Origin of the sequence: Desulfovibrio sp. JC010, assembly GCF_010470675.1 — a bacterium.
Lineage (GTDB): Bacteria > Desulfobacterota > Desulfovibrionia > Desulfovibrionales > Desulfovibrionaceae > Maridesulfovibrio.
Window position 1 is genome coordinate 47,474 of sequence record NZ_VOIQ01000001.1, and the last position, 23,088, is coordinate 70,561.

Sequence of the window (23,088 nt, forward strand, 5' to 3'; positions counted from 1 at the left end):
CATATGTAAGACATTCTTGCAAAAAAGTAAAGAACGGCCCTGCGCGAGCAGCCTCAAAACACATACTTCGCAAAAAAATAAAAACAGTGAACTTTAATCAAATTCACAGTGGACCAGCAGTACAAAATTCACGATGAAGCAAAAACGAAAAGGGAGGCCCGTTGAAACGGACCTCCCTTTCTGAGTTGAGTATAACCCATCCGTGGTTATTAGCCACCGATGAGCTGCATAGCCATCCTGGGCATACCGTTTGCCTGGGAAAGCATGGCTACTGCGGACTGAGTGAGGATCTGGTTCCTGGTGAACTCGGTCATTTCAGTCGCAACGTCCACGTCGGAGATTCGGGATTCCGAAGCCTGAACGTTTTCAGCCTGGATAGAGAGGTTGGTAATGGTGTTTTCCAGTCTGTTCTGGAGAGCACCGAGGTTAGCGCGGATCTTATCCTTGGAGATAATAGCATTGTTCAGTGCGTCCAAAGACTTCTGCGCAAGTTCCTGGGTTGAGATGCTCTTGCCCTCATTACTTGCAGCCCCTGCACCGACGCCGAGGGCCGAAGCTGTGGAGGTGCCGATTGAGATGTAGTAGTAGTCCTCTGCACTGTCGTTAGCGGTACCGAAGTGAACCTTTACAGGGCCGTTGGACTTAAGCCCGGCACCAGTGTGAGCACTGTTCTCACCGGACATGTTACCGTTAAGCAGGTGAATTCCGTTGAAGTCGGTTGCATTGGCGATACGGGTAATTTCCGAAGCCATGGCCTGATATTCAGAGTCAATGATCAAGCGCTGGTCAGAGTTGTAGGTACCGGTTGATGCCTGAGTTGCAAGTTCCTTCATACGGATGAGCTTTTCATCGATAACACCGAGTGCTCCATCTGCAGTCTGGATCATGGAGATGGCGTCGTTTGCGTTACGGATACCCTGGTTTAGGGACTTAATGTCCGCACGCATGAGTTCGCGAATTGCCAGACCTGCGGCGTCATCAGCTGCGGAGCCGACACGAAGTCCTGAAGACAGACGACGAGTAGAGGTTCCGAGAGCACCGTATGACTCGCTCAGGTTGCGTTGCGCATTCATTGCCATCAAGTTGTGATTAATTACGAGCGACATAATAATTCCTCCTTGAATTATTTATAAAATTCGCCTGAGTGGGTCCTTCCACTCCGACCTTTTACTGGTTAATTTAGTCAGTTCAAAATCCGCTTGAATTTCTACTGCATAAAATACCCTCCGGAACAGTTCGACATGCGGCCTGCGGCCGATCAGCCCGGATTACCACCGACAATTGCTTTGAGCATCTTCGGGCATTACCTGCATATGGACTCACGCAGGTGTCCGCTTAATTTTCATTAAGACGCGGGACTCCCGTTGAATGAGTCCGCGACTCTGTTACAGGCACGGCCATACGGCAGCGATTCTCACATGTCCCTTATGGGAAATTCTCTCGTGCGCAGTGCTTGCGCACATACCAACCTCCGAGAATCACAATCGGCCTAATGCCTTTGTATGCTCATGAAACTATCGGTCTGTTTTTTCCGGACATCCCCCCTGTTGATTGGATAGAAGTTTACTCTGCGGGGAGAATTGCAATGGGTATGCCTGCCGGAGTGCCAGCGTTTATTTATTTTCAAAAAGAATGCACAAGATGTTGTTTAGACAGGATTTTTAAAAACAAATATTTCTTAATATTAAAAAAGGAAACGACACAAAAACTAAGAATAGGAAAGATCTGCCTCGTAGTAAGAGGAAAATCTTTCCCAATAAACCGGGTGGGAAAATGTTTACACGATCATATTTCGAATATATGACCCGGAAAAAGATCGGCAAGAAGCCAAAAACTGCCCGGCAACGACCGGATTATATATTTTCATGAAGATAAGAAGTATCCACAGACTTAATAACCGCATCAGGAACTACCTCTGCCTTTTCCTGACCATATTCATAGCAAGCTCCCTTTGCTTCACACTCCTCTTCTTCTGGTACGTATCCAAGGAAGTGGACAATAAAGCGTCTACCTGGGCCAACTATCTGGTCGAACGCATATCTTTTCTGGAAACAGTGGTGACCTCACGAGCAACATTTGACCATGGCATGTCCATTCTCAGGGTGACACCGGACGGTGAAGTGGTGAACAGCAGACCATTTCCTCTTGAAATTAAATCCGTGGCGGATTCACTTATTTTTCAAGAAGTTAAAAATTTCACTCCCGGCCAATCAATACTCATGCGTCAACCGGACGGTAACTGCGGCCAGATTTATCTTATCCAGAGGCTGGACCACAGCTTTGCCATAGCGAAAGTCCCATCCGAAAGCCTTCTGCCTGTTTCGCCGCATAACACTGAATTGCAGATTAGAGACAGGGTCGGAAACTGCATTTTCAATTCTGAAAACAGAGACTTCCAGGACTCCTACAAATTAGGGAAATTACATTTTTCCAATTTTCACGTTTTTTCCTCTGCAAAAATTAAAGTTACTGACTTCGGCGGATTCTCTCTGACCGTAGGCAAGGACATCTCAACTGAATTCTATGCAGGGCTGCTGCTTATCCTGTTCACTGCCGCATGTCTGGGCATACTGGTCAAAAGGTCGGCCTTCCTGACCTGGGATCTGGAAAAAAACGAAAAGGACTTCATCAGGATTAACAACCTCCTGAAAAAAGTCTCCGCCTCACCGGACGAAAAAAGCACCTATCTCCCGGCCATTGAAGCCACGGCCAGAAAAATCCGTGAAGTGGACTGGGATACCGAAGCCCGGAGAATGTCATTTATTGAGAACAGAAACTATATTGCCGCCACTGCCTTTTTCTCCGGAAAAATACTTAAGCTGCTTGATGAGGTTGCCTCGCATTCACAGCAGTTGACTCAGTCAAAACAGGAATATCACGATCTGGTACATACCGCCCGGTCCATCATCTTGAGAATAGACCGCAACGGAATATGTACATTTTTCAATGAATACGCCCAGACCTTCTTCGGTTACTCTGAGGAAGAGATTATCGGCAGGAGCGTCATCGGCACCCTGATACCTGAAACCGCAGACGGTCAATCAGAATTGGAACAGCTGGTCCGCGACCTGACTGATTGCCCCGAATGTTTCCCGGTCAATACCAACCGCAACATCCGTAAAGACGGAAGCTGTGTCTGGGTATACTGGACCAACAACCCGGTGTTTGACGATGAGGGGAAACTGATAGAAATCCTCTGCGTGGGCACGGACATCACTGAACGCAAAAAAATGGAAATCGAACTTCAGGATACCAGAAACTATATCCGCAACATAATCGACTCCATGCCTTCGGTAGTCATCGGTCTGGATAACGATTCCCGGATTACCCACTTCAACAAAGCAGCCCAGAGACTGGCCGTGGTCCCCAAAGGGGAAATCGAAGGATCAGAAGTGGAGGAGGCATTTCCTCCCCTGACAAAATACGCATACAGCATCACTCAGGCCATTGAGACCGGAATCCCCGAAACAGGAATCAGGACTCAGGGAATGACAACCCCGAACAGCTATCAGGACATCATCATCTACCCCCTCAATGACGGCATGAAAGGTGCGGTTATCCGTATCGATGACGCCACCGAGCGGGTCCAGATAGATGAAATGATGATTCAGACAGAAAAAATGATGTCCATCGGCGGTCTTGCTGCAGGCATGGCCCATGAGATCAACAACCCGCTGGGCGGCATTCTGCAGGGAATTCAAAATATCATCCGCCGGGTTTCGCCCGATCTGCCTGCCAACCTCAAAGCTGCGGAAAAAGCGGGCTGCTCAATTGATTCCATCGTAAACTACATGGAAGACCGCAAGATCATCAAAACCCTGAACGGAATTACCGATTCCGGAGTCCGCGCGGCATCAATTGTTTCCGGCATGCTGGAATTCAGCCGCAAAAGCGACTCCCATAAAGCTCCCGGAGACCTGCGCAAAATCATGGACAAGGCAGCCACGCTTGCCGCTCAGGATTACAATCCCCAAAAGGGATATGATTTCAAAAAAATCACCATCACCAAAGATTATGACGAGAATCTAAGCATGGCCCCCTGTACGACCACTGAGATAGAACAGGTTTTCCTAAACCTTCTGCGTAACTCAGCGCAAGCCATGAACGATTGGAAAGACATGGGAAAAGATCCTGAAATATCAATTAAAATCAGCAACGAGCGCAATATGGTCAAATGCACGGTTGCCGACAACGGGCCGGGGATGGATGAGAATGTGCGCAAAAGGGTTTTTGAACCCTTTTACACCACCAAGGGACCGGGCAGCGGCACCGGACTGGGACTTTCCGTATCCTACTTCATTATCACCCAGAACCACCGGGGAGTCTTTCAAGTGGATTCATCTCCCGGAATGGGTACTACTTTTACCATTCAGCTTCCTTCGCTTAAAAATTAACAAAAACGCCGGCAGATTTACCCGCCGGCGTTTTGTTATATGAATATAATTTTAACGGCCATAGCAATCAAAATCAGGGCAAGGAATTTACGCACAGCAGTCTGCGACAGCCGCTGATGCATAAACCGGGTTCCCATAAGCCCACCAACCAAGGCTGCCACCCCGCACCCGACGGCCATTCTCCAATCTATCCCACTCATCTGCAAATAGGCCAGAAATCCGGAAAAGGACGACACGGGAACGGTCAAGGCTGTGATCACGGCAATCCTTTTGGGCTGGAATTTCAATAATCCCAAGACCGGAACGATAACTCCCCCGCTCCCTACTCCGAGCAGGCCGGAAATAAAACCGGACAATGCGCCCAGAACTAATTGCCCCCGGAAAGATACCGTTTCCCTTCCGCCCTCTGTCTTTTTTCCGGAAAGCATCACCAACCCGGAAATGGCGAGAAACAGCCCGAAGACTAATAAAAGTATCTTTTCCGGAATCATGACCGAAACGTATGCCCCCACAGGAGCACTGATGATCGAAGCCCCTATCAGCGACCACCAGTCAAACAACCTGATTTCTCCTTTGCGGATGTTGATATAAGTGGCCCCGGAAAGACTCAAAGTGTTTATAAGCAGCCCCAAAGGACGTGCCGCACTGAGCATCATTCCAATGCTATGGAAAACCTGCACCAAAGCCGCAGCAGCGCCCACTCCGCCAAGGGCAAAAACAAAGCTCAACCCCAAAGAAGAAAGAACCGCAGACAGAAGCATGCGTTTACCTGTTCATAATAAGGGGAGTAGGTTTAATCAGGGTTGAAATCTCCTCAGTGCTGAGAATAAGCGTCCGCACCCTGCTGAATCCTTTGGCCCTAAGCCAGCCCCAGGCAATGGAGGCCCTGAAAACAGATGAACAGAAAGGTACAATAAGCTTATCTTCAGGCAACTCTCCGACCCGGGACGGAAGATCATGCAAAGGGATATGCTCCGCCCACGGATACTTGGAATACAGCTGTTCTTCATCTGTGCGCACATCAAGAAAAAGCACATCGTCCACTTTAAGCAGTTTATGGAACTCACTTCCGGTTACACAATGTTTTCCGTTGCCCAGATAACTGAAATTCATCTCTTTCAATACACTGCCAAGATCACTCATATGAATATCCTCCATTAAATTTCTATTTATTAATCCGACACCATGCTCAAGTGCGGGGTATTTCCCATGGCCGTTGCCCAACTGGTTGATGCCGCAGGGTTTCAAATGGCCAAGTATGTTTTCGATTGAATAAGGAAGGGCCAGAACCTTTGAATAGCCCACAGCCTTCAGCCACAACCAGGCCAGCCCGGTACGAAATACGGAACCGGAGAAAGGCACGACAAAAGAATTTTCTACCTCAACCGCTCTTTGCGGTAATTCGCTTAAGGGGACATGAACGGCGAAGGGCATGTGCATCGCACGTACTTCTTCAGCGGTCCTTACATCCAGCAATATCACGTAATTCTTCCACAATCCCATGGCAGCATGTTCCGGTGTGATGCAGTTCGACTGCTTGTAAACCTGCTCCGAAGTAAAACGGAGTAACGGCGTATCCAGTGAATTCATGCTCCTTCCTCCATATTTATCTCTTGCTCATTACATCCAGTTTCGGAAACTGATTCATGAGCAAAGGCGCAGGCTTCAGAATAGAGGCAAGTTGCTCTGTTCCGGCAACCAGAGTTTTAACCTCTTCAAATCCGCTCTGACGCAGGAAAAGAAATCCGACAGCCGCCTGAAACGGAGAGGCCGCCAAGGTTATGATCATTTTGTCTTCCGGCAACTCGCCTACCCTGTCCGGCAGATGCTGCAGGGGAATCCTGATTGCAAAAGGATATTCACAATGCATGGCTTCCACGTCAGTGCGCACATCAAGGATCAAAACCTTTTCTTTATCGATCATTGTCTGCAAAGCAGCCGGAGATGCAGTAAACTCGCCATGAGCCAATGTTTCGAAATCCATTTCAGCTAAGATGCTATCCATTTGTTTCTCCTTATTTTTTGAAAGCATTCAATTTAGTTGACATCGTCAACTAAATTTATAAAAAAAAGACCTGTGCCTATTTTTGTTTAATGGCCTGAACCAGAATACCAAGCCCTTTAATTACGGTATATTTTTCTGATTCCCCGAGGCGGGCAAGAGCCTTCTGCAGCTCAGAATCAGAAAAAACACTGGCATCATTGTATACGGAACTCCCCTTTTCAGTTGGGACAACACAACAAACCCTGCCGTCCGCCGCACTGCGCTCTTTATTTACAAGACCGCGCTTTGCAAGCCTGTTTACAATCCGGGTAGCACCGCTCTTGGTGAAGCCCAGAAACTCACCGATCTTCTGCACCGAGCAATCCCTGTTTACCACCGCGGCCTGCAAGGCTCTGAACTCTGCAAAAGACAAATCCTCACAGCAATCACCATCAACACCGCAAGAACTGAAATGCCATGCAATCTCAAGAACGCTGTCCAAAGCTTTATACTTGTCATTCATCGGTTTTGCTCCTCGCTAGGGAGGAATATATAAACTTAGTTGACTATGTCAACCTTTTTGCCCAAAAAAAATGCCTTTGGATCGTATCCAAAGGCATTTTCAATTCACTATATAAAAGTTATTTATCCCAGATTCCCTGTACCGTATACGGAGAACCTTCCATCATTTTGTCGGTCCACCAGACTCCTGTCAGCAGCCTGAAATTATTCTTAAGCGATGCAATACGCTTCATTGCATCCTCATCCAGATTCAAAGAATTAACAGCAAGGTTTTCGGCAAGACGTCCTTTATTTGTGGACTTGGGGATAATGACAATTCCACGTTCAAGTGCCCATGTGAGGGCCACCTGCGCAGTACTGAACCCTTTCTCCTTTGCGATCTCGCCCAGAAGTTCATTACCCAGCACTGAAGGCTCGTCTTTCTCCTTCAGTTCCGGAGGACGGTCGGAAGAACCGAGGCTGGCGTAGGCTGTCATGCGTATTCCGTTCGCGCTGCAAAATTCAAAAAGGTCATCCTGAGGCATGAAGGGATGCAGCTCCACCTGATTCATGGTCGGCTTGATGGTTGCGCCGTCCAGCAGGTTTTTAAGCTTCTTCACGCTGAAGTTGCAGACCCCGATGTTCTTGACCAGCCCCTTCTCAACCATTTTTTCAAGAGCCTGCCATGTCTTCTTCATGTCCTCATCGGTGTAGGGAAGCAATTCCCCTGCATTTGCAGGCATGCCCACTCCGGGAATAAAGCGGACCGGCCAGTGCACGAGATAGAGATCAAGATAATCCAGCTGCAGGTCGCTCAAAGTCTGGCGCAACGCGGTTTCCACATCTTCAGGAGCCTGCCAGCAGTTCCAGAGCTTGGAAGTAACCCAGACATCCTCACGCTTGGCAGTGCCGTCACTGAAGCACTGGGCAAAAGCTTCCCCGATTTCTTTTTCATTGCCGTAAATGGCAGCGCAATCAACGTGCTTGTAGCCCAGAGAAAGAGCGGTTTTAACAGACTTGCCGACAACTCCGGGTGCTGCTTTCCATGTTCCCAGACCCACTGCCGGTATCTCGGCACCGGAATTCAAGGTGAACTTTTTCATACAATCTCCTGTTCCAATAAATTAGAACACTCCCACATACTTAAAAAAAGTATCATCACAACCAGTCAACTACTCGCACCACCAAGAGTTATTGACACAATACACGAACACTCAAGTTTAGCCAAAAGAAAATAAAGAGCATAAAATTCAAGCACATTAATTCTATGCAGACATAATTAGAACCAAATGTCGGCAAATAAAAACGGCGCACCTGAAATGCAGGCACGCCGTTTCAATTGTTTGATCATTTCTTTACCGAGATAAGGCTGACTTCTACTTCAAAAATTTCTCTTTCTTGATAATTTCTTTCACTTCTTTCTCAAATTCATCAATACATTTCTTCTTGGCCGCAGCGTAGATACCCGGAGTAGGATCCGTACCTTTAAGTCCTTGATTTCTACACCGGATATATGTGTCTGCCGCTTTACTGCACAAATACATACAATAACCGCTTTCTTCCTTTTTTTTGCAAGCATCATTGCATTCTCTTATCCCTGTACCCAAAACACTCGCTTCTGAAATTACAGGAGAAGAGAGAAGAAAAACGGCAAGAATCAGGGCCGACGAAAAAATCCGTTTTGACGAAAATATTTTCATGAGATTGTGCAATCCTCTTTAAAATTTTATTCGCGGTTTACAAAAGAGACTTGTCATATAACCTTGCTTTTCAGTTAACAGCTAAGCGGACACGGGTAAAGGGAACCTAAAAAACAAATTATTTCTCCCCCTTCATTCGCATAATCCGCTCATAAGACTGCCTGATACGGCGTTCGGTGATTTTTCCCTCGCGTACAAGCTGCTTCACGGTGGAAGCCGCCTTGGTACCCAAACCGGGTTCAAAAGTAAGGTTGTTGCCGAAAAGCAGAATATCGGCTCCGGCTTTCACGGCCCGGTAGATTCCTTCCTTGAATCCGTACTCCCCGCTGACCCCCTGCATCTGCATGTCGTCGGTGACGATTATTCCGTCAAAGCCTATTTTACGGCGCAGCAATCCGTTAATGGTCTTCCGGGAAAGGGTGGCCGGATAATTACGGTCCAGACGTTCATTGAAGATATGGGCGGTCATGACCATATCCGCTTTATTGTCGCTGATGATTTTGCGGAAGGGATACAGCTCGTCTGCATGCCATGAGTCGGTAACATCGGTGAATCCGAGATGGGAATCACCTTGGGAGCTTCCGTGACCGGGAAAATGTTTAAGGCAGGAAAAAATCCCTTCGGCATGAAGACCGTCAATGAATGACTCCGCGAAAAGAGCCACAATACGGGGATCATCCGAAAAACTGCGCTGCAACGCCGCAATGACCGGATTGGCAGCATTGCGGTTCACGTCTACCGCCGGAGCGAAATCCATATTGATTCCCATGGATTTCAAGGTTCGACCGATGGTCCGCCCGGCCCGGTATGCCGCTTGCGGATCACCGCTGTTGCCCAGTTCGGCTGCGGAAGGTGTTTCCGGAAATCCCATCTCCCCGGTAAGCCTTTTAATGATGCCCCCTTCCTGATCCACAGCAACAAAAAGCGGGATTTCCGCATGGCTCTGAAGATCGGAAGTCAGCTTTACAAGCTGACCAGGCCCGGCGATGTTGCGCACCGTGCTGTTCAGAGCACAATCCTTACTGAACAAGATCACCCCGCCGATACGCGATTCACGGATATCGGCAACAACCGGGTTATTATTGTTAAGCTCCAGTCCCCTGAATCCGACCATGACCATCTGACCGATCATCACGTCCAGTTCAGAAGGTCCTGAAGTAATTTCTTTCGACGCGCAACCGGACAAAATCATGACTGAAAATATGAATAAAAATATTAATTTTCTCAAAGAAGAAACTCCGATCTTTTTGAATGCAGAATAAAAAAAACATGTTATAGTGGTCATCCTGCAATTTAGCAAGAAGGCAAGCATGTTGCCACCCGTAATGATTTCCTATAAACGGGTTTCTCCACTTGCTTATAATGAATTGCAAAAAGAAGGAAAATAAATGTCCCAGACAGCACTGCAAAAAGTACTTGATCATGCCCGTGACGGACTGGAAGTCCGCGAGTCTTTTTTCGAACAGTATTCCCAGCTGGTGGTAGATGTTTCAAGAGCATTGGCCGTGCGCCTTGCCCTTGGTTCCAAAATCCTTTTCTGCGGAAACGGCGGCAGCGCGGCTGACTGCCAGCATCTGGCAGCGGAACTGGTCAACAGATTCAAACTTGAACGCCCGCCCCTGCCCGGCATAGCCCTGACCACGGATTCATCCATCCTCACCGCAATCGGTAATGACTATTCATATGAAATGGTATTTGAAAAGCAGGTTCAGGCACTGGGTCAGCCCGGTGATGTACTTGTAGGAATCAGTACTTCCGGCACCAGCCCCAACGTGATCAGCGCCCTTAAGGAAGCCAAACGCAAGGGCATGGTCACCCTTGGGATGACCGGAATAAGTGCCGGCGAAATGCTGCCCATCTGTGATCACATCATCAGCGTACCCAGTAAGGACACAGCCATTATTCAGGAAGTGCATATTGCCGCGGGGCACCTCTTCTGCCACCTTATCGACCACTTCCTCTTTGAAGCAGTCAACGAACTTGAACCCTATTTGAACGAGGAATAGGCGAAACTCCAGCAAAGGCGCCAGCATGCAGATTCTCATAGTCGAAGACAGCAACACCAGCAGGATGTACCTGAGGGAAATCCTGAGGCAGATCACCAAAAAACTTGATGCCAGCATAGATTGCGCTGTCTGCGGCGAGGAAGCATTGGAGAAATTCGAGCACAAATGGCTTGAAGGGACTCCGTACAATCTCATATTCATGGACATAATCCTGCCCGGCATGGACGGACTTCAGGCCCTCGAAAAAATCAGGGCCATTGAACAGGCAAAACAAGTCCCGGAAGACATGAAAGCCAAGGCTATCATGACCACCGCGCTGGATGACAGTACCAAAGCATCGCGCGCTTTTTTCCAGTGCGAGGCTCTTTCATACATAACCAAGCCCATAACCGCCCAGAAGATTCAGGCGGAACTGAGTAAATTCGGAATGATTTAGGGATTTGACATGGATGCACTGACTTTGGCTTTTATACCCGTTGCGGCAATTCTGACCATCACTCCCGGTTCGGATACCATGCTGGTGGTCAACAACACCCTGACCCGCTCCACTACGGACGGGCTGTGCACTGTAGCGGGCATTAATGCGGGATTATTGATACATGCTTTAGCATCCGCACTGGGGTTGTCCATGATCCTGATGAACTCGGCTGCCGCCTTTGAAATGGTCAAAATGGCCGGAGCCCTTTACATCATATATCTGGGCATCCAATCCCTGCGCAGCAGCCGCAAACAGGAAGAAACCGAGTTTTCCTCCGAGCCGTGCAGCAAAGGCATATCCGCCTCCATCCGCGAAGGATTCCTGACCAATGTGCTCAACCCCAAGGTAGCGGTTTTCTACCTTGCCCTGCTCCCGCAGTTCATCACCCCGGGGGAATCCATCCTGCGCCAGTCCCTGCTGCTCATGACCATTCATTTCAGCATGGGCATCATCTGGTTCAGCTTTGTGACCCTCGCACTGGGCAGAGTCCGCCATCTGGTCTCCGGCGGTAAATTCAAAAAAAGACTGGAAGCACTTTCCGGTGTTGTCTTTATAGGTCTCGGCCTGAAAATGGCTCTGGCCAAAAATTAACAGCTATTCAAATTCCCGCGCCACGCGTAAATCCAGCCCGGAATCTTTCAGATTCCGGGCTTTTGTTTTGCTGTAACCGAGACCGGCAACTTGCCCCTCCCGTCCGCAAATGCTAGACTTAGACATGTTATATTCTAAAACTACACCTGCTTCCGGCATAAAAACCAAAATCGCCTTCAGTGCGGCTCTGTTGGCTATCGCCGGACTTTTTTTTATTCCCTACAGGGAAATAAGGCTGGAAAGGATAAGAGCCTTCGGTGAAAATAAAGTCATAGGTATAGTGATTGAAAAAAACAGCCGAATAGGCGAACATAATTTCAAAGAAGAAACAAACGACAGTCAAACCATACGGTATCGCTTTATAGACCCTTCCGGTTTGCCCCGGGAAAGGACTGCTACTGTACAAAATTCATTCTGGAGGAGGATTTCACAAGGGGATAGTGTTGTTGTGTACTATGCCAAAGCCGCACCGAGGGTGTCCCGCATCGAACATGAAAAGGAAGATGCGGTGGTCCGGCTTCTAGCAAAATTTTCAAGGGGAAGTACACACTGAATTCATGCCGAATAACTTAATGCCCAGAAGAACTGCCTGCAGTTCTTAATTATATTTTAAAAGCCGGATCACACAAGCGTAGAGGGAAGACGAAAATTTGATCAGGCTGAAGCATTTAACTTCGGATCAGGAGAGACCATGTTACAGAAGCTGGCATTTCAAACTAAACTTATGCTTGGAGCAATCCTAATCGTTTTGTCCACCATTGTGTTCATGACCGGGATCAACCTGTACAAAGTACAGGGGTCGCTGCATGAACTGGGGCAGACTTCCATGAAATCCATTGCCGACAGCGTTCACTCGCTCATGGAACTGCAAAATGGAATTCTGCTGGACAAGGTAAAAGGCGACATTGATATTTTGGATAAAAAAATATTTTCACTCGGTTTCCCGAAACTCAACAAACGCCACCCCATTGAAACCACCATTACCAACCAGATTACCAAACAAAGCGAATCTGTAACTATCCCCAGCCTTGAATTCGGCGGAATTGCAGTCAACGGCAAGTTCGATATCGTTGATGACCTCAAAAAAGAAATCGGCGGAACCGCCACTATTTTCGAAGTACTGCCCGGCAAGCTGCTGCGGGTATCCACTAACGTAAAGAAGCTGGACGGCAACCGCGCCACAGGAACCTACATCCCTGATTCCAGCCCGGTATACAAAGCTGTCATGTCCGGTAAAACATTCTACGGCATGGCCTATGTGGTCAACGCGTGGTATATCACCGCCTACAAACCCCTCACCGACCTGCGCGGAAATATCGTCAGTGTCATTTATGTCGGCCGTAAAATCATTACTGAAGCTTTCAAAAAATCCGTGCTGGCCTCAAATGTGGGTGAAAAAGGTTATGCCACCATTTTCAGTAAAACCGGCGATGTCATGCTCCATCCGACCATGACCGGGAAAAACCTGAAAGACGCCCCTTTCTGGAAGGAATTCGAAAAAGTAGAGAACGGTGAGATTGAATACAAATTGAATGGTGTGGAAAAAGTCGCCTACACCACTTATTTTAAGCCGTGGAAATGGTCTTTCGCCTTTATGATGGACAAAGCGGATATGTCCCATGGTGTGGACAGGGATATTTTCATCACCAACGTTATCATTGCTGTTGTTGCGCTCTCCATAGCAGCTATAGTCTTTCTGCTGATGATCAAGACAACAACAAAACCGCTTCAAAACCTTTCCGACTTCACAGCAAAAGTTTCGGAAGGGGACTATGATTCAGAACTGGAATACCCGGCAGATGACGTAATCGGAAAAACCATTGATTCCGTAAAACATATGGTCTTTGAACTTAAAAACAAACTGGGATTTTCCAGCGGCCTGCTGAGCGGACTGACCCTGCCCTGCGTGGTTGTGGACCTTGACGAAAAGGTCTCCTTTATCAATCAGCAGTTGCTCGACCAGTTCGGACTGAGCGGTCAGCCTGACTCTTACATGGGTAAGCATATCCGTGAACTGATCAATGTCAGCACTGCTCAGGAAATTATCAACCGCTGCATTAAAGAAGAAAACAGCTTCTCTGAAATTGAAATCAACGGCACTGCCGCCGGCGGTAAAGAATTCTACGCCATGATCGACGTGGCTCCGCTGCATGACCTCGATAAAAAGCTGCTCGGTGCCTTTATGGTCATGAACGACATCACTGCCATCAAAGAGAACGAGCAGGCAATCACCGCCCAGCGCGACACCATTGCAGAAACAGCAAGGGATGCGGACGAAATCTCCGACCAGCTCTCATCTGCTGCGGACGAACTCTCCGCACAGGTGGAAGAATCGCGCCGGGGTGCGGAAGTGCAGCAGCAGCGGGCCAGTGAAACCGCCACCGCCATGGAGCAGATGAACTCCACTGTAATGGAAGTGGCCCGCAATGCAGGCGAAGCTTCTGAAAATGCCCGTTCCACAAGAGATAAGGCTGTTGAAGGGCAGGATCTTGTAGGACAGGTTGTCAGTGCCATCAAGGTTCTTGAACAGAATTCCGAAGAGCTGAAAAAGAGCATGGAAGAACTGGGTCTGCGTACTGATTCCATCGGCAAAGTCATGAACGTGATTACCGACATTGCGGACCAGACCAACCTGCTGGCCCTGAATGCGGCCATTGAAGCGGCCCGTGCCGGGGAAGCAGGACGCGGATTCGCAGTTGTTGCCGATGAAGTTCGCAAACTGGCGGAAAAAACCATGGATGCCACCAAGGAAGTGGGCGAAGCCATCACTTCCATTCAGGAAAGCACCAGAACCAACATCCGGGTAACTGAAAGCGCAGTGGAATCCGTTGTACAATCAACTGATCTGGCATCCAGATCTGGTGATGCCCTTGATGAAATCGTACGCATGGTGGAAGCTTCCGCAGACCAGATTGAAGGTATCGCAGCAGCAGCGGAAGAACAGTCCGCATCCAGTGAACAGATCAGCCGCGCAACGGATGAAATCAACGTGATCTCAGCCGAAGCCGCTGAAACCACTGTCCAGTCGGCCATGGCTATTTCCGAAGTTGCCAAACTTGCCGCAAACATCAAGGAACTGATCCGCAACATGCAGTCATAAAAGCTGCGGACAAGTACAAATAACGGCGGTCTCCCATGCGGGGACCGCCTTTTTTCTGCGCTCATGCCCCTTCCTTGACCGGGCAAAAAACTATGTGTAACCAGCTTTCAGACTGAAACATCAACCCTTCGACCCGGCGGTATAAAAAACATGTGCGGCATTGCAGGATATTTCCAGCCCGGAAGACAGCCCAAAAGCATCAAACCGATACTCGACCTCCTCACCCACCGGGGACCGGACTTTCAACATATTCACACGCAAGACAGCATCGAACTGGGGCACACCCGGCTCTCCATCCTCGACCTTTCCGAACATGGCCACCAGCCCATGATCGCCCCGGACAGCGGCAACACCATTGTTTTCAACGGGGAGATATACAACTTCAAATCCCTGCGCGAAAAGCTGGCCAGCAAAGGACACAGCTTCACTTCATCCGGAGATACGGAAGTACTGCTCAAGCTTTACGCCGAGTACGGCGAAAAATGCATCTCCATGCTGCGCGGCATGTTCGCATTCGCCATCTGGGATGAGGAAAAGCAGCAACTGCTCATCGCAAGGGACCGACTGGGTAAAAAACCTTTCTACTACGCGCAAAGCGGTAACGGCTTCATTTTCGCGTCCGAAATACGAGCACTCGCCGCCCACCCGGATATTTCCAAAGACATAGACGTACAGGCCGTTGACCTGTTCATGAGCACCGGATGCGTCCCGGCACCTTTTTCCATTTATTCCGCCATCCGCAAACTTCCGGCTGCGCACTACGGCATAGTAAACGCGTCCGGCTTACGCATGCAACGTTACTGGTCCCTTGATTTCACGCAGAAAATTGACTGTTCCGAAGACGAAGCTTTGGACTCCCTGCATACACAACTTATGGAGGCGACCCGGATCAGGCTGGAAAGTGACGTCCCGCTGGGTGCACTGCTGTCCGGCGGGGTTGATTCCAGCCTCATCGTGGCCCTCATGGCCGAGTGCGGCAGTAAATCCATTGATACCTTCACCATCGGATTCCACGAGAAAAAATATGATGAATCCGGCCATGCAGCCAAGGTGGCCAGACATCTAGGCGTGAACCACCATGTGGAATATCTGGACCCGTCCCAGTTTGAAAACATGCTCCCGGCGGTAGTCCGCCAATACGGCGAGCCTTTTTCCGATGACGCGGCACTGGCGACCATGCTGCTCAGCGAGGCCACCCGCAAACACGTAACCGTGGCCTTAAGCGGTGACGGCGGCGATGAACTGGCCTGCGGATATTCAGCATACACCCACGTAAAACTAGCCTCCACCCTTGCTCCGCTGATCGGCAAAAAAATATTGCCGGAGCAAAATATCGCCGCCGCCTTCAACAGCAAAACCGCACTGGGTAAATTGCGCCGCAAAATGATCTGCAAATTCCACCCGGAATTCAAACGCATCCTGCGCAACGAGTACAAAGTATCCCGCTACAAAAATGATGTTTACCGCACCGATATCCGCGAGCAACTGGGAGATTTTAATTTAAAATGGATGTACGAACTTTCCCGGCAGGCCTGCGCCCATGCCCGCACCCCGGCTGAACGGCTGCTCTGGATGGACACAGTCCACTTTTTGGCCGATGCCCTGCTGGTCAAGGTGGATATCGCCTCCATGGCCCACAGTCTTGAAGTGCGCTCTCCGCTGCTGGATCATGAACTTTTCGACTACATGGCAACCCTGCCCCCGGAACTGAAACTCAAGGGCGGCGAATCAAAATACCTGCTCAAGAAACTGGCCGAACGCTATCTGCCGAAGGACATCCTCTACCGCCGCAAGCAGGGCTTTTCCATGCCCGTTGCCAAGTGGACCAGCGGCGATTCCGCAGACTTCACCCTTGATGCCGTCAGTCAGGCAACCCCGTTCCTGCAGCAGTTCTTTGATATGAACATGCTGAACAGACGCATTAATGAACATGTGTCAGGCCGTAAAAAGCACAAGAATTTTGTCTGGAATATCCTGAACCTCGCTCTCTGGGCTGTGGAGCATGGGGCCGGGCGGGTTTAGGCTGAAGGCAACGACACACGAATCCATGTAGATTAATGTTGTCAAAATCAACATACGTGGTTATATTGTATACAGGTAGATTGAACGGGGCTGTTCAGTAATGAGCGGTTTCTACTTGCCGCCATGCAAATGGTCCGAGCCGTGCTGGATAATCAAGAGTACCCGCGATTTTTTAAAGCCCCTATTTAGGGGCTTTAATTTTTTCACCACGATAAGTTTTCCCCAGCAAAACAAAACCTTTTACTTTCTTATGCAACTTCATGCTGTGGACGGGCACGTAAGCACTCTCCACATAGATTTCGATTCTACCCTTTCCTTTCTTCCTGATATTGAAAAACACGTGATATTTTTGGATCTGCCCAAAGTTATCCAGCTGTTCTACAACAATAAAATTCCTATGTTTTCCAAAGTAGCACTGTTTTTCAACAATATCCTTCATAATTACCGGAAGCGACAACGATAATTTATACCTTTCCTTTGAAAAACACCTTTCCTGCCCACCTTCATCAATAATTGAAGAACACGCTGTAACTCCCTTGCGCAAAAGCCATTGTTTACCTTCGGTCACACAATGCGAGCTGTATTTCAAAACCAAGGTCAGCTTAACTTCCGGGTAGCGTCCTTTAGCCGGGATAGTAACAGTATCAACAGATGTTTTGAGGTGCTCAAGATCATAATTGACAGCATCAACCTCGATCTTCAAATCCTCTTTAATATAATCCCATTGCATTGCAGACCACGACCAGCGTTTAAAATTTAAAATAATCCAAATCAATTAAGCTGATCTTAGGTATACCAAACCGTCTTATTTTTAAAGAAAATTATAAACGGGTCGCTAAATATAACTCCTCACCTTCCCCACAACCGCCGATAAAACAAACCCCGCCACGCTCACTCCAATGATGGTGGCCCCGGATGAAAGATTCAGCTGATAGGAAAGCAAAAGTCCGCTTACGCAGAAGACCATGCTCAGGATTGAAGACAGGACCATCATGGAAAATAGTGATGATGTCCGGCCCTCGGCTATCTGGGGCGGAATGGTTAAAAGAGCAATGACCAGAATCAGCCCCACCACCCGGATAACCATGACCACACTTAGCGCGATCAAAGCCAGCATGATGAAATACAGCATGGTCACCGGAACGCCCCGCGCACGGGCAAATTCCTCGTCAAAAGACATGGCCCAGAATCCCTTGTAGCAGGCGAAAACCACCAGCAGCACGAGTGTTGCCATGCCTCCCATAAGCAGCAGGTCGGACTTGGGAGTGGCAAGAATGCCCCCGAAAAGATAGCTCATCAGATCCACATTATAGCCGGGAGTTATGTCCAGCAGGATAATTCCAAGTGCCATGCCCGCAGCCCACATGACCCCGATAAAAGCATCAGCCCGTTCTTTTACCTTCATGGTTACCAACGCCATGAGCAGGGCTGCGCAGACTGCGAATCCGGCTGTGACCGGCAGCATGGGCAAGCCCAGAAAAAAGGCCAGCCCCACCCCGCCGTACGAAGCGTGAGCAACCCCACCGGCCAGCAGCACCACCCGGTTGACCACCACCAGCGCACCGATAACCCCGCAAATGATGGAAGCGAGCACCCCGGCCATAAGGGCATTCTGCATGAATTCATAGCTCAGCATCTCAAGCATTCCAGTCTCCTTCGTTGTCATCGGATTCAGGATGGAATTCCAGCACCCGGTGCGGCACCTCGCCGTGGGTAACCAGCTCAATGGGGCAGGTTCCCTTGATTGTTTCACCGTACGCTTCGCTGAGCAATTCATGGGTAAGCTTGGGCTGGTCGTGGAGGTGTACCTTGCGATTTACGCAGGCGACTGACTTCACACCCTGCCCAAGCACGGAAATATCATGGCTGACCATGATGATGGTCATCTCTTCATTAAGCTCCTTAAGCAGGCAGTACAGCCCGCTCTTCCCGGCCTGATCCACGCTGGCCGCAGGTTCATCCAAAAGCAACAGTTGCGGTTCATCCACAATTGCCCGGGCAATGAACACCCGCTGTTTCTGCCCGCCGGAAAGATCGGAAATACGGCGGTCGATATGTTCAAGCATGCCTACCCGATCAAGTGCCTTCTCCACATCACCACCGGAGCCGTTACCGAAATTGAGTCCGAAAACACCTTTCAATCCTGAAGCAACCTTGCCCATAAGAACGGCATCGCGCACTGTAATGGGAAAACTAGTGGAAACCGTCGTATATTGAGGCATATAGCCGATGCTTCCACCATGTCTGCCCGGCTCCAGCCCAAGTATTTCAATATTGCCCTGCTGCGGTTCAATAAGCCCCAGCAGCAACTTGAGCAGAGTGGTTTTGCCCCCGCCGTTAGGCCCGATCACGGCCAGATAATCTCCGGAGAGAATATCAAAGCTTACGTCATCGAGCACTGTATGCTTTCCGTAACCGAAGCTTACCCCGGCAAAACTTATGACTTTTTCCTGATTCATATAACTTGCAACCTTTACCGAGTTTAATCTTATTCGGCACCCAAGCTGATATCCCAATTGAGAATGAATTGCACTATCTTTTTGCGACAAGATATTTAACGCCATGTAAACCTTGACATATCACGTCCTGACATTAATTCCCACCTGCGGAATGCCAGTTGAAAAGCACTTTTCGCCAAACCACCCACTAAGAAGACAGCATTCGTAATATGAAAATGCCGTCAATAATATTACAAGGATATTTCCCATGCGATCATTTGCCAGCGACAACTATTCCGGGGTGCATCCCGAAATCATGCAAGCCATTGTAGAAGCCAACGAAGACCACATGTCTTCTTACGGCGCAGATCCTGTTTCCGCAGAAGCGGAAAAACTTTTCAAAGATATTTTCGGGCAGCAGGCCAAAATTTTCTTCCTGACCACCGGGACCGCCACCAACACCCTGATCCTGCGCCATCTCTGCAAAAGCTGGAACAGCGTTATCTGTTCTCACGACGCGCACATCAATGTGGATGAGTGCGGTTCACCGGAAAGTATGGGCATCAAGCTCATGCTGGCAGAAACCGTAAACGGCAAGATCACCGTGGAGACCATCAAACCGCTGGTTCCTGCCGAGCCGGACGTACACCGTGCTCAGCCCGCAGTTATCTCCATCACCCAGAACACCGAACTGGGCACCCTTTACTCCGTAGGCGAAATCAAAGCCATCTGCGATTTCGCGCACAGCAAAGGACTTTACGTACACATGGATGGAGCCAGAATTGCCAACGCTGCAGCTGCTTTGGGGATTACTTTCAAAGAAATGACCGTGGATTGCGGAGTAGACGTACTCTCTTTCGGCGGTACCAAAAACGGCTGCATGTGCGCGGAAGCAGCGGTTTTCATCAACCCTGAAGCGGGCGAAAATTTCGAATACCTGCGCAAGCAGAACATGCAGCTTATCTCCAAGATGCGATACGTGGGCGCGCAGTTCAAAGCCCTGCTCACTGACGAGCTATGGAAACGCAATGCCGAGCACTCCAACGCACTGGCCCGCAAGCTGGCCGACAAAGCCGCAGCCATCAAAGGCGTAAAAATCACCCGCCCGGTGGAAGCCAACGGCGTTTTCGCCATCATCCCCGAACATGCCGTGGAAAAACTACAGGAAAGATTCCCCTTCTACGTCTGGGATGAACAGACCGGAGAAGTGCGCTGGATGACCTCATGGTCTACTACTGAAGAAGATATTGATAATTTTTGTAGTGCGTTGGAAGAATTAGTATAAATGCCTCCGGCGGCTGGGGAAGGGGAGAGAAAACTTTGCTAACGCCCGAAGATTTTCTCTCCCCTTCCCCAGACCCCATCCCCTCTCTTTCAAAGACGTTTTAGTTATGCTTCGCCCTGTGAAAATCTAAATACTTACGTCCCTGTTCCTTACCCATGAACTTGAACAAACTGCGCTCGGAAGTCTCCAGCAGATCGACTACGATCAGACCATCAAGGGCATTGCCGAAATCAGGATCAACATTGAACCCGGCCAGCCTGCCGCCTATCTTCAGGTAATGACGCAGCAGCACTGGAATTCCGGGGCCGCCTTCAATATCCTGCACTACTTTTTCAAGATCACTAGGATCGCAGGATGCGATGCCGGGCATGTACTTTTCCCAGCGTTTCAGCTTCTTGAATTTCAAGGGCCGGGCCGGGGAAATAAGCTCCGCAAGATCAGCGCGGCCATTATACTTCATGAGTGAATCAGCAATGAATTCGCGGGATATTTTCTTGTAGTCATTGGAAATGCTCACACAGCCGAACAGGTAACGGTACTGCGGGTTGCGCGCCAGATAAGCAGCGATCCCTTTCCAGAGCATCATCAGAGAATAGAAGTTCTTCTGAAAGCCGGGACGGATAAAAGACCTGCCCAACTCAAGGGCTGGGCTAACCTTTTCAAAAAACTCCGGCTTAAAGCGGAAGAAAGAATGACTGTAGACCCCGTTCAACCCGAACCGCTCAATCTGCTCGTCCGCACGGGCAATACGGTAGGCCCCGGCAATCTCTTTAGTTTCTTTGTGCCAGAGCACCAGATGGATGAAGGTATTGTCAAAACGGTCCACATCCACGGCCTGCCCGGTGCCTTCGCCCACCTGCCGAAAAGTTTTTTCACGCAGCCGTCCGATTTCATGGAGCACGAACGGACAGCTCGCGGCATGCACTTCATGCACGGCAAATTCGTTATTCTCCACCAATACGGACTCCGGTCCGAGCATGGTCAATTCGGTAATAATCCTGCGCTGTGCGGTCTGGTCACTGATGGGCTTTTCTTTTTTCTTGAACGCGGGCAGGGCAATTTTTTTCTTCTTGAAACGGGACCGCAGGCTGTAGGTACGAAAACGCAAATACTCCATCAGCTCGCGTTTATTGTCAAAAGCGTCCATGCGTTCTCCGCTGACAGTGTTACCTACTGCGAATTCCACCGGACCTGATTTCTTCTTCAGGTTCTCGCGAGGCAGCAGCACTGTGCGCAGGCTGGGATGAACCATGCCCGCAGCCTGAAACAGCAAGCTGTTCCGACCATGGAAAAACACCGGGGTGGCACTGGCACCGGTGCGCTTGATAATCCCGCCCACAGTAGGACTCCAGACCGGATCTTCAACTTTAGCACCCTTGATATTCAGGCTGGCAACTTCCCCGGCGGGAAAAACCGCCAGCATGCCGCCTCCCTTGACCCACTTCACTGCCTCTTTAAGGCCGGAAATATTTCCGAGATGGGAATCCTTGCGTCCGAAGGGGTCCACTGCGATAAGGTGTTCCTTCATTTCCGGGATCAGGCCGAGCATGAAATTTGCCATGATTTTGACATCAGGTCGCACCGCTTTCAGCAGCTGCATCAGAATCAACCCTTCCACAACACCGAAAGGATGGTTGGCCACCACCACAGAAGGACCGCTTTTGGGTATACGTTTCAACTCCCGGCTATCCAGCTCAACACTCACACCCAGTAAGTTGAGCACTTTGCTCACAAAATCCTCATGATCCTTTTCAACCCAATGTTCTTCATCATGCACCCGGCTGTACAATGTATTCAACCGCGGCAGGCATAAAAGATGTGACAAGGGTTTTTCCACCAGAGAGAACAAAGTTTCCCTGAAAGGATCCTCAAATGGAGATTTTAAACTGAACAGTTCAGAACATGTTTCGCGAACCATCGGCAGCTCCCTGCTATTGATTTTTTTAATTATCAACAATACCGAAGCAGCCGCCCGCATGTGTTACCCTGCAGTGACATGTGTTTTACATTTTTAAACTTTCCAGCCTTAAACCCGAATAGACAATCCTATACTTGTTTAAAAATAAAAAAGCAGACAAATTCTGCCTGCTTTTATTTAATACTTGTCAAACGTTCAGAAAGGAACTATTGAATAGTTCCAAGATCGGCTTTCATATGCCAATGATCCCTTGGGATTGGGATACAGAAACTGCGTTCCGCCACGTCGGCACAAAGAATCAACCCCTTGGTATCCTGATCCCAAAACACACGATCTATAAAGAAGGCTATAGCTTGTGAATTGGTCAACTTTTCGGGGCGGCTGCCGGGCATGAATCTTTGCATCACTGCAACGGCAGCTTTTTTCAGGGTTCGTACGGCATTGGTGGAAATTGCCACATCCTGAAAATCCAGTTCGTGGAGAATTGCGCTTTCACCGGCCATGACCTGGGCGATCTTAACCCGCTCCTCAGACGCTTCACGGTGTTCACGGTGTTCACGGTTATTCATGGTCTGCCTCCTGATGCTGTTACGAGATGCAAGTACTCAATCACATGCAAAAGACGAGCCGACTGTTGGTATCAGTATACATTATTACTAGCTCAAAAACAA

22 protein-coding genes are annotated in these 23,088 nt (G+C 49.1%); 8 read left to right on the forward strand and 14 right to left on the reverse strand.

Going from position 1 to position 23,088, the window contains the following annotated elements; translation table 11 throughout:
• Positions 1-209 precede the first annotated feature (209 nt).
• The gene (locus FMR86_RS00225) at positions 210-1,106 is read right to left on the reverse strand and encodes a flagellin (protein WP_163349062.1); all 897 of its coding nucleotides are present in this window, start codon (positions 1,104-1,106) and stop codon (positions 210-212) included.
• A 759-nt stretch (positions 1,107-1,865) separates the two neighbouring features.
• Here FMR86_RS00225 and FMR86_RS00230 point away from each other — a divergent pair.
• A complete protein-coding gene (locus tag FMR86_RS00230) occupies positions 1,866-4,394 on the forward strand; it encodes a PAS domain S-box protein (protein WP_163349063.1) in 2,529 nt (842 codons plus the stop codon).
• Between the two features lie 35 nt (positions 4,395-4,429).
• On the opposite strand, the gene FMR86_RS00235 is transcribed toward FMR86_RS00230, so the two are convergent.
• From FMR86_RS00235 to FMR86_RS00265, 7 genes are all read right to left on the reverse strand, one after another.
• The gene (locus FMR86_RS00235; protein WP_163349064.1) at positions 4,430-5,155 is read right to left on the reverse strand and encodes a sulfite exporter TauE/SafE family protein; all 726 of its coding nucleotides are present in this window, start codon (positions 5,153-5,155) and stop codon (positions 4,430-4,432) included.
• 4 nt (positions 5,156-5,159) lie between these two features.
• Positions 5,160-5,984, reverse strand: a complete 825-nt coding sequence (locus FMR86_RS00240) for a rhodanese-like domain-containing protein (protein WP_163349065.1) — start codon at positions 5,982-5,984, stop codon at positions 5,160-5,162.
• 16 nt (positions 5,985-6,000) lie between these two features.
• A complete protein-coding gene (locus tag FMR86_RS00245) occupies positions 6,001-6,399 on the reverse strand; it encodes a rhodanese-like domain-containing protein (RefSeq protein ID WP_163349066.1) in 399 nt (132 codons plus the stop codon).
• Positions 6,400-6,475: 76 nt separating this feature from the next.
• The gene (locus tag FMR86_RS00250) at positions 6,476-6,901 is read right to left on the reverse strand and encodes a MarR family winged helix-turn-helix transcriptional regulator (protein WP_163349067.1); all 426 of its coding nucleotides are present in this window, start codon (positions 6,899-6,901) and stop codon (positions 6,476-6,478) included.
• Positions 6,902-7,019: 118 nt separating this feature from the next.
• Positions 7,020-7,982 carry an aldo/keto reductase gene (locus tag FMR86_RS00255; protein WP_163349068.1) on the reverse strand — a complete coding sequence of 321 codons (963 nt, stop codon included), beginning with the start codon at positions 7,980-7,982 and terminating at the stop codon, positions 7,020-7,022.
• A gap of 273 nt (positions 7,983-8,255) precedes the next feature.
• Complete coding sequence (locus FMR86_RS00260) at positions 8,256-8,579, reverse strand: hypothetical protein (protein ID WP_163349069.1); 324 nt, start codon at positions 8,577-8,579, stop codon at positions 8,256-8,258.
• Between the two features lie 118 nt (positions 8,580-8,697).
• Entirely contained in the window at positions 8,698-9,807 is a 1,110-nt protein-coding gene (locus tag FMR86_RS00265) for a glycoside hydrolase family 3 protein (protein WP_163349070.1), read from the reverse strand.
• A gap of 160 nt (positions 9,808-9,967) precedes the next feature.
• On the opposite strand from FMR86_RS00265, the gene FMR86_RS00270 reads away from it, so the two are divergent.
• The 3 genes from FMR86_RS00270 to FMR86_RS00280 are packed head-to-tail and all read left to right on the forward strand — an operon-like array spanning position 9,968 to position 11,654.
• Positions 9,968-10,585 (forward strand): D-sedoheptulose 7-phosphate isomerase, encoded by a 618-nt coding sequence (locus FMR86_RS00270; RefSeq protein WP_163349071.1) that lies wholly within the window; start codon positions 9,968-9,970, stop codon positions 10,583-10,585.
• 25 nt (positions 10,586-10,610) lie between these two features.
• Complete coding sequence (locus FMR86_RS00275) at positions 10,611-11,021, forward strand: response regulator (RefSeq protein ID WP_163349072.1); 411 nt, start codon at positions 10,611-10,613, stop codon at positions 11,019-11,021.
• Positions 11,022-11,030: 9 nt separating this feature from the next.
• On the forward strand, positions 11,031-11,654 hold the full coding sequence (locus FMR86_RS00280; protein WP_163349073.1) for a LysE family translocator: 624 nt from the start codon (positions 11,031-11,033) through the stop codon (positions 11,652-11,654).
• A 3-nt stretch (positions 11,655-11,657) separates the two neighbouring features.
• On the opposite strand, the gene FMR86_RS20655 is transcribed toward FMR86_RS00280, so the two are convergent.
• The gene (locus tag FMR86_RS20655) at positions 11,658-11,780 is read right to left on the reverse strand and encodes a hypothetical protein (RefSeq protein WP_275406747.1); all 123 of its coding nucleotides are present in this window, start codon (positions 11,778-11,780) and stop codon (positions 11,658-11,660) included.
• Here FMR86_RS20655 and FMR86_RS00285 point away from each other — a divergent pair.
• From FMR86_RS00285 to asnB, 3 genes are all read left to right on the forward strand, one after another.
• On the forward strand, positions 11,779-12,207 hold the full coding sequence (locus FMR86_RS00285) for a hypothetical protein (protein ID WP_163349074.1): 429 nt from the start codon (positions 11,779-11,781) through the stop codon (positions 12,205-12,207). The genes FMR86_RS20655 and FMR86_RS00285 overlap by 2 nt on opposite strands.
• 138 nt (positions 12,208-12,345) lie before the next feature.
• Positions 12,346-14,754 carry a Cache 3/Cache 2 fusion domain-containing protein gene (locus tag FMR86_RS00290; RefSeq protein WP_163349075.1) on the forward strand — a complete coding sequence of 803 codons (2,409 nt, stop codon included), beginning with the start codon at positions 12,346-12,348 and terminating at the stop codon, positions 14,752-14,754.
• A gap of 150 nt (positions 14,755-14,904) precedes the next feature.
• The gene (asnB, locus tag FMR86_RS00295; RefSeq protein ID WP_163349076.1) at positions 14,905-16,776 is read left to right on the forward strand and encodes an asparagine synthase (glutamine-hydrolyzing); all 1,872 of its coding nucleotides are present in this window, start codon (positions 14,905-14,907) and stop codon (positions 16,774-16,776) included.
• A 181-nt stretch (positions 16,777-16,957) separates the two neighbouring features.
• Here the strand turns inward: asnB and FMR86_RS00300 are convergent, their stop codons facing one another.
• Genes FMR86_RS00300 through FMR86_RS00310 form a run of 3 tightly spaced genes read right to left on the reverse strand, consistent with a single transcriptional unit; the run spans position 16,958 to position 19,235 of the window.
• Entirely contained in the window at positions 16,958-17,551 is a 594-nt protein-coding gene (locus FMR86_RS00300; RefSeq protein WP_163349077.1) for a hypothetical protein, read from the reverse strand.
• Between the two features lie 60 nt (positions 17,552-17,611).
• Positions 17,612-18,421, reverse strand: coding sequence for a metal ABC transporter permease (locus FMR86_RS00305; protein ID WP_163349078.1), 810 nt, complete (start codon positions 18,419-18,421; stop codon positions 17,612-17,614).
• Positions 18,414-19,235, reverse strand: a complete 822-nt coding sequence (locus FMR86_RS00310) for a metal ABC transporter ATP-binding protein (RefSeq protein WP_163349079.1) — start codon at positions 19,233-19,235, stop codon at positions 18,414-18,416. Before FMR86_RS00310 ends, FMR86_RS00305 begins: the two co-directional genes overlap by 8 nt.
• Positions 19,236-19,482: 247 nt before the next feature.
• Between FMR86_RS00310 and FMR86_RS00315 the strand changes: the two genes are divergently transcribed.
• On the forward strand, positions 19,483-20,499 hold the full coding sequence (locus FMR86_RS00315) for a low specificity L-threonine aldolase (protein ID WP_163349080.1): 1,017 nt from the start codon (positions 19,483-19,485) through the stop codon (positions 20,497-20,499).
• A gap of 100 nt (positions 20,500-20,599) precedes the next feature.
• On the opposite strand, the gene FMR86_RS00320 is transcribed toward FMR86_RS00315, so the two are convergent.
• Both FMR86_RS00320 and FMR86_RS00325 read right to left on the reverse strand, forming a co-directional pair.
• Complete coding sequence (locus FMR86_RS00320; protein ID WP_239057099.1) at positions 20,600-22,324, reverse strand: lysophospholipid acyltransferase family protein; 1,725 nt, start codon at positions 22,322-22,324, stop codon at positions 20,600-20,602.
• A gap of 299 nt (positions 22,325-22,623) precedes the next feature.
• On the reverse strand, positions 22,624-22,986 hold the full coding sequence (locus FMR86_RS00325) for a hypothetical protein (RefSeq protein ID WP_163349082.1): 363 nt from the start codon (positions 22,984-22,986) through the stop codon (positions 22,624-22,626).
• Positions 22,987-23,088: the final 102 nt, after the last annotated feature.

Bases quoted from the DNA above. Each gene is read 5' to 3' on its own strand.
- FMR86_RS00225 (WP_163349062.1), bottom strand. From the start codon at position 1,106: ATGTCGCTCGTAATTAATCACAACTTGATGGCAATGAATGCGCAACGC.
- FMR86_RS00230 (WP_163349063.1), top strand. From the start codon at position 1,866: ATGAAGATAAGAAGTATCCACAGACTTAATAACCGCATCAGGAACTAC.
- FMR86_RS00235 (WP_163349064.1), bottom strand. From the start codon at position 5,155: ATGCTTCTGTCTGCGGTTCTTTCTTCTTTGGGGTTGAGCTTTGTTTTT.
- FMR86_RS00240 (WP_163349065.1), bottom strand. From the start codon at position 5,984: ATGAATTCACTGGATACGCCGTTACTCCGTTTTACTTCGGAGCAGGTT.
- FMR86_RS00245 (WP_163349066.1), bottom strand. From the start codon at position 6,399: ATGGATAGCATCTTAGCTGAAATGGATTTCGAAACATTGGCTCATGGC.
- FMR86_RS00250 (WP_163349067.1), bottom strand. From the start codon at position 6,901: ATGAATGACAAGTATAAAGCTTTGGACAGCGTTCTTGAGATTGCATGG.
- FMR86_RS00255 (WP_163349068.1), bottom strand. From the start codon at position 7,982: ATGAAAAAGTTCACCTTGAATTCCGGTGCCGAGATACCGGCAGTGGGT.
- FMR86_RS00260 (WP_163349069.1), bottom strand. From the start codon at position 8,579: ATGAAAATATTTTCGTCAAAACGGATTTTTTCGTCGGCCCTGATTCTT.
- FMR86_RS00270 (WP_163349071.1), top strand. From the start codon at position 9,968: ATGTCCCAGACAGCACTGCAAAAAGTACTTGATCATGCCCGTGACGGA.
- FMR86_RS00275 (WP_163349072.1), top strand. From the start codon at position 10,611: ATGCAGATTCTCATAGTCGAAGACAGCAACACCAGCAGGATGTACCTG.
- FMR86_RS00280 (WP_163349073.1), top strand. From the start codon at position 11,031: ATGGATGCACTGACTTTGGCTTTTATACCCGTTGCGGCAATTCTGACC.
- FMR86_RS00285 (WP_163349074.1), top strand. From the start codon at position 11,779: ATGTTATATTCTAAAACTACACCTGCTTCCGGCATAAAAACCAAAATC.
- FMR86_RS20655 (WP_275406747.1), bottom strand. From the start codon at position 11,780: ATGTCTAAGTCTAGCATTTGCGGACGGGAGGGGCAAGTTGCCGGTCTC.
- FMR86_RS00290 (WP_163349075.1), top strand. From the start codon at position 12,346: ATGTTACAGAAGCTGGCATTTCAAACTAAACTTATGCTTGGAGCAATC.
- asnB (WP_163349076.1), top strand. From the start codon at position 14,905: ATGTGCGGCATTGCAGGATATTTCCAGCCCGGAAGACAGCCCAAAAGC.
- FMR86_RS00305 (WP_163349078.1), bottom strand. From the start codon at position 18,421: ATGCTTGAGATGCTGAGCTATGAATTCATGCAGAATGCCCTTATGGCC.
- FMR86_RS00310 (WP_163349079.1), bottom strand. From the start codon at position 19,235: ATGAATCAGGAAAAAGTCATAAGTTTTGCCGGGGTAAGCTTCGGTTAC.
- FMR86_RS00315 (WP_163349080.1), top strand. From the start codon at position 19,483: ATGCGATCATTTGCCAGCGACAACTATTCCGGGGTGCATCCCGAAATC.
- FMR86_RS00325 (WP_163349082.1), bottom strand. From the start codon at position 22,986: ATGAATAACCGTGAACACCGTGAACACCGTGAAGCGTCTGAGGAGCGG.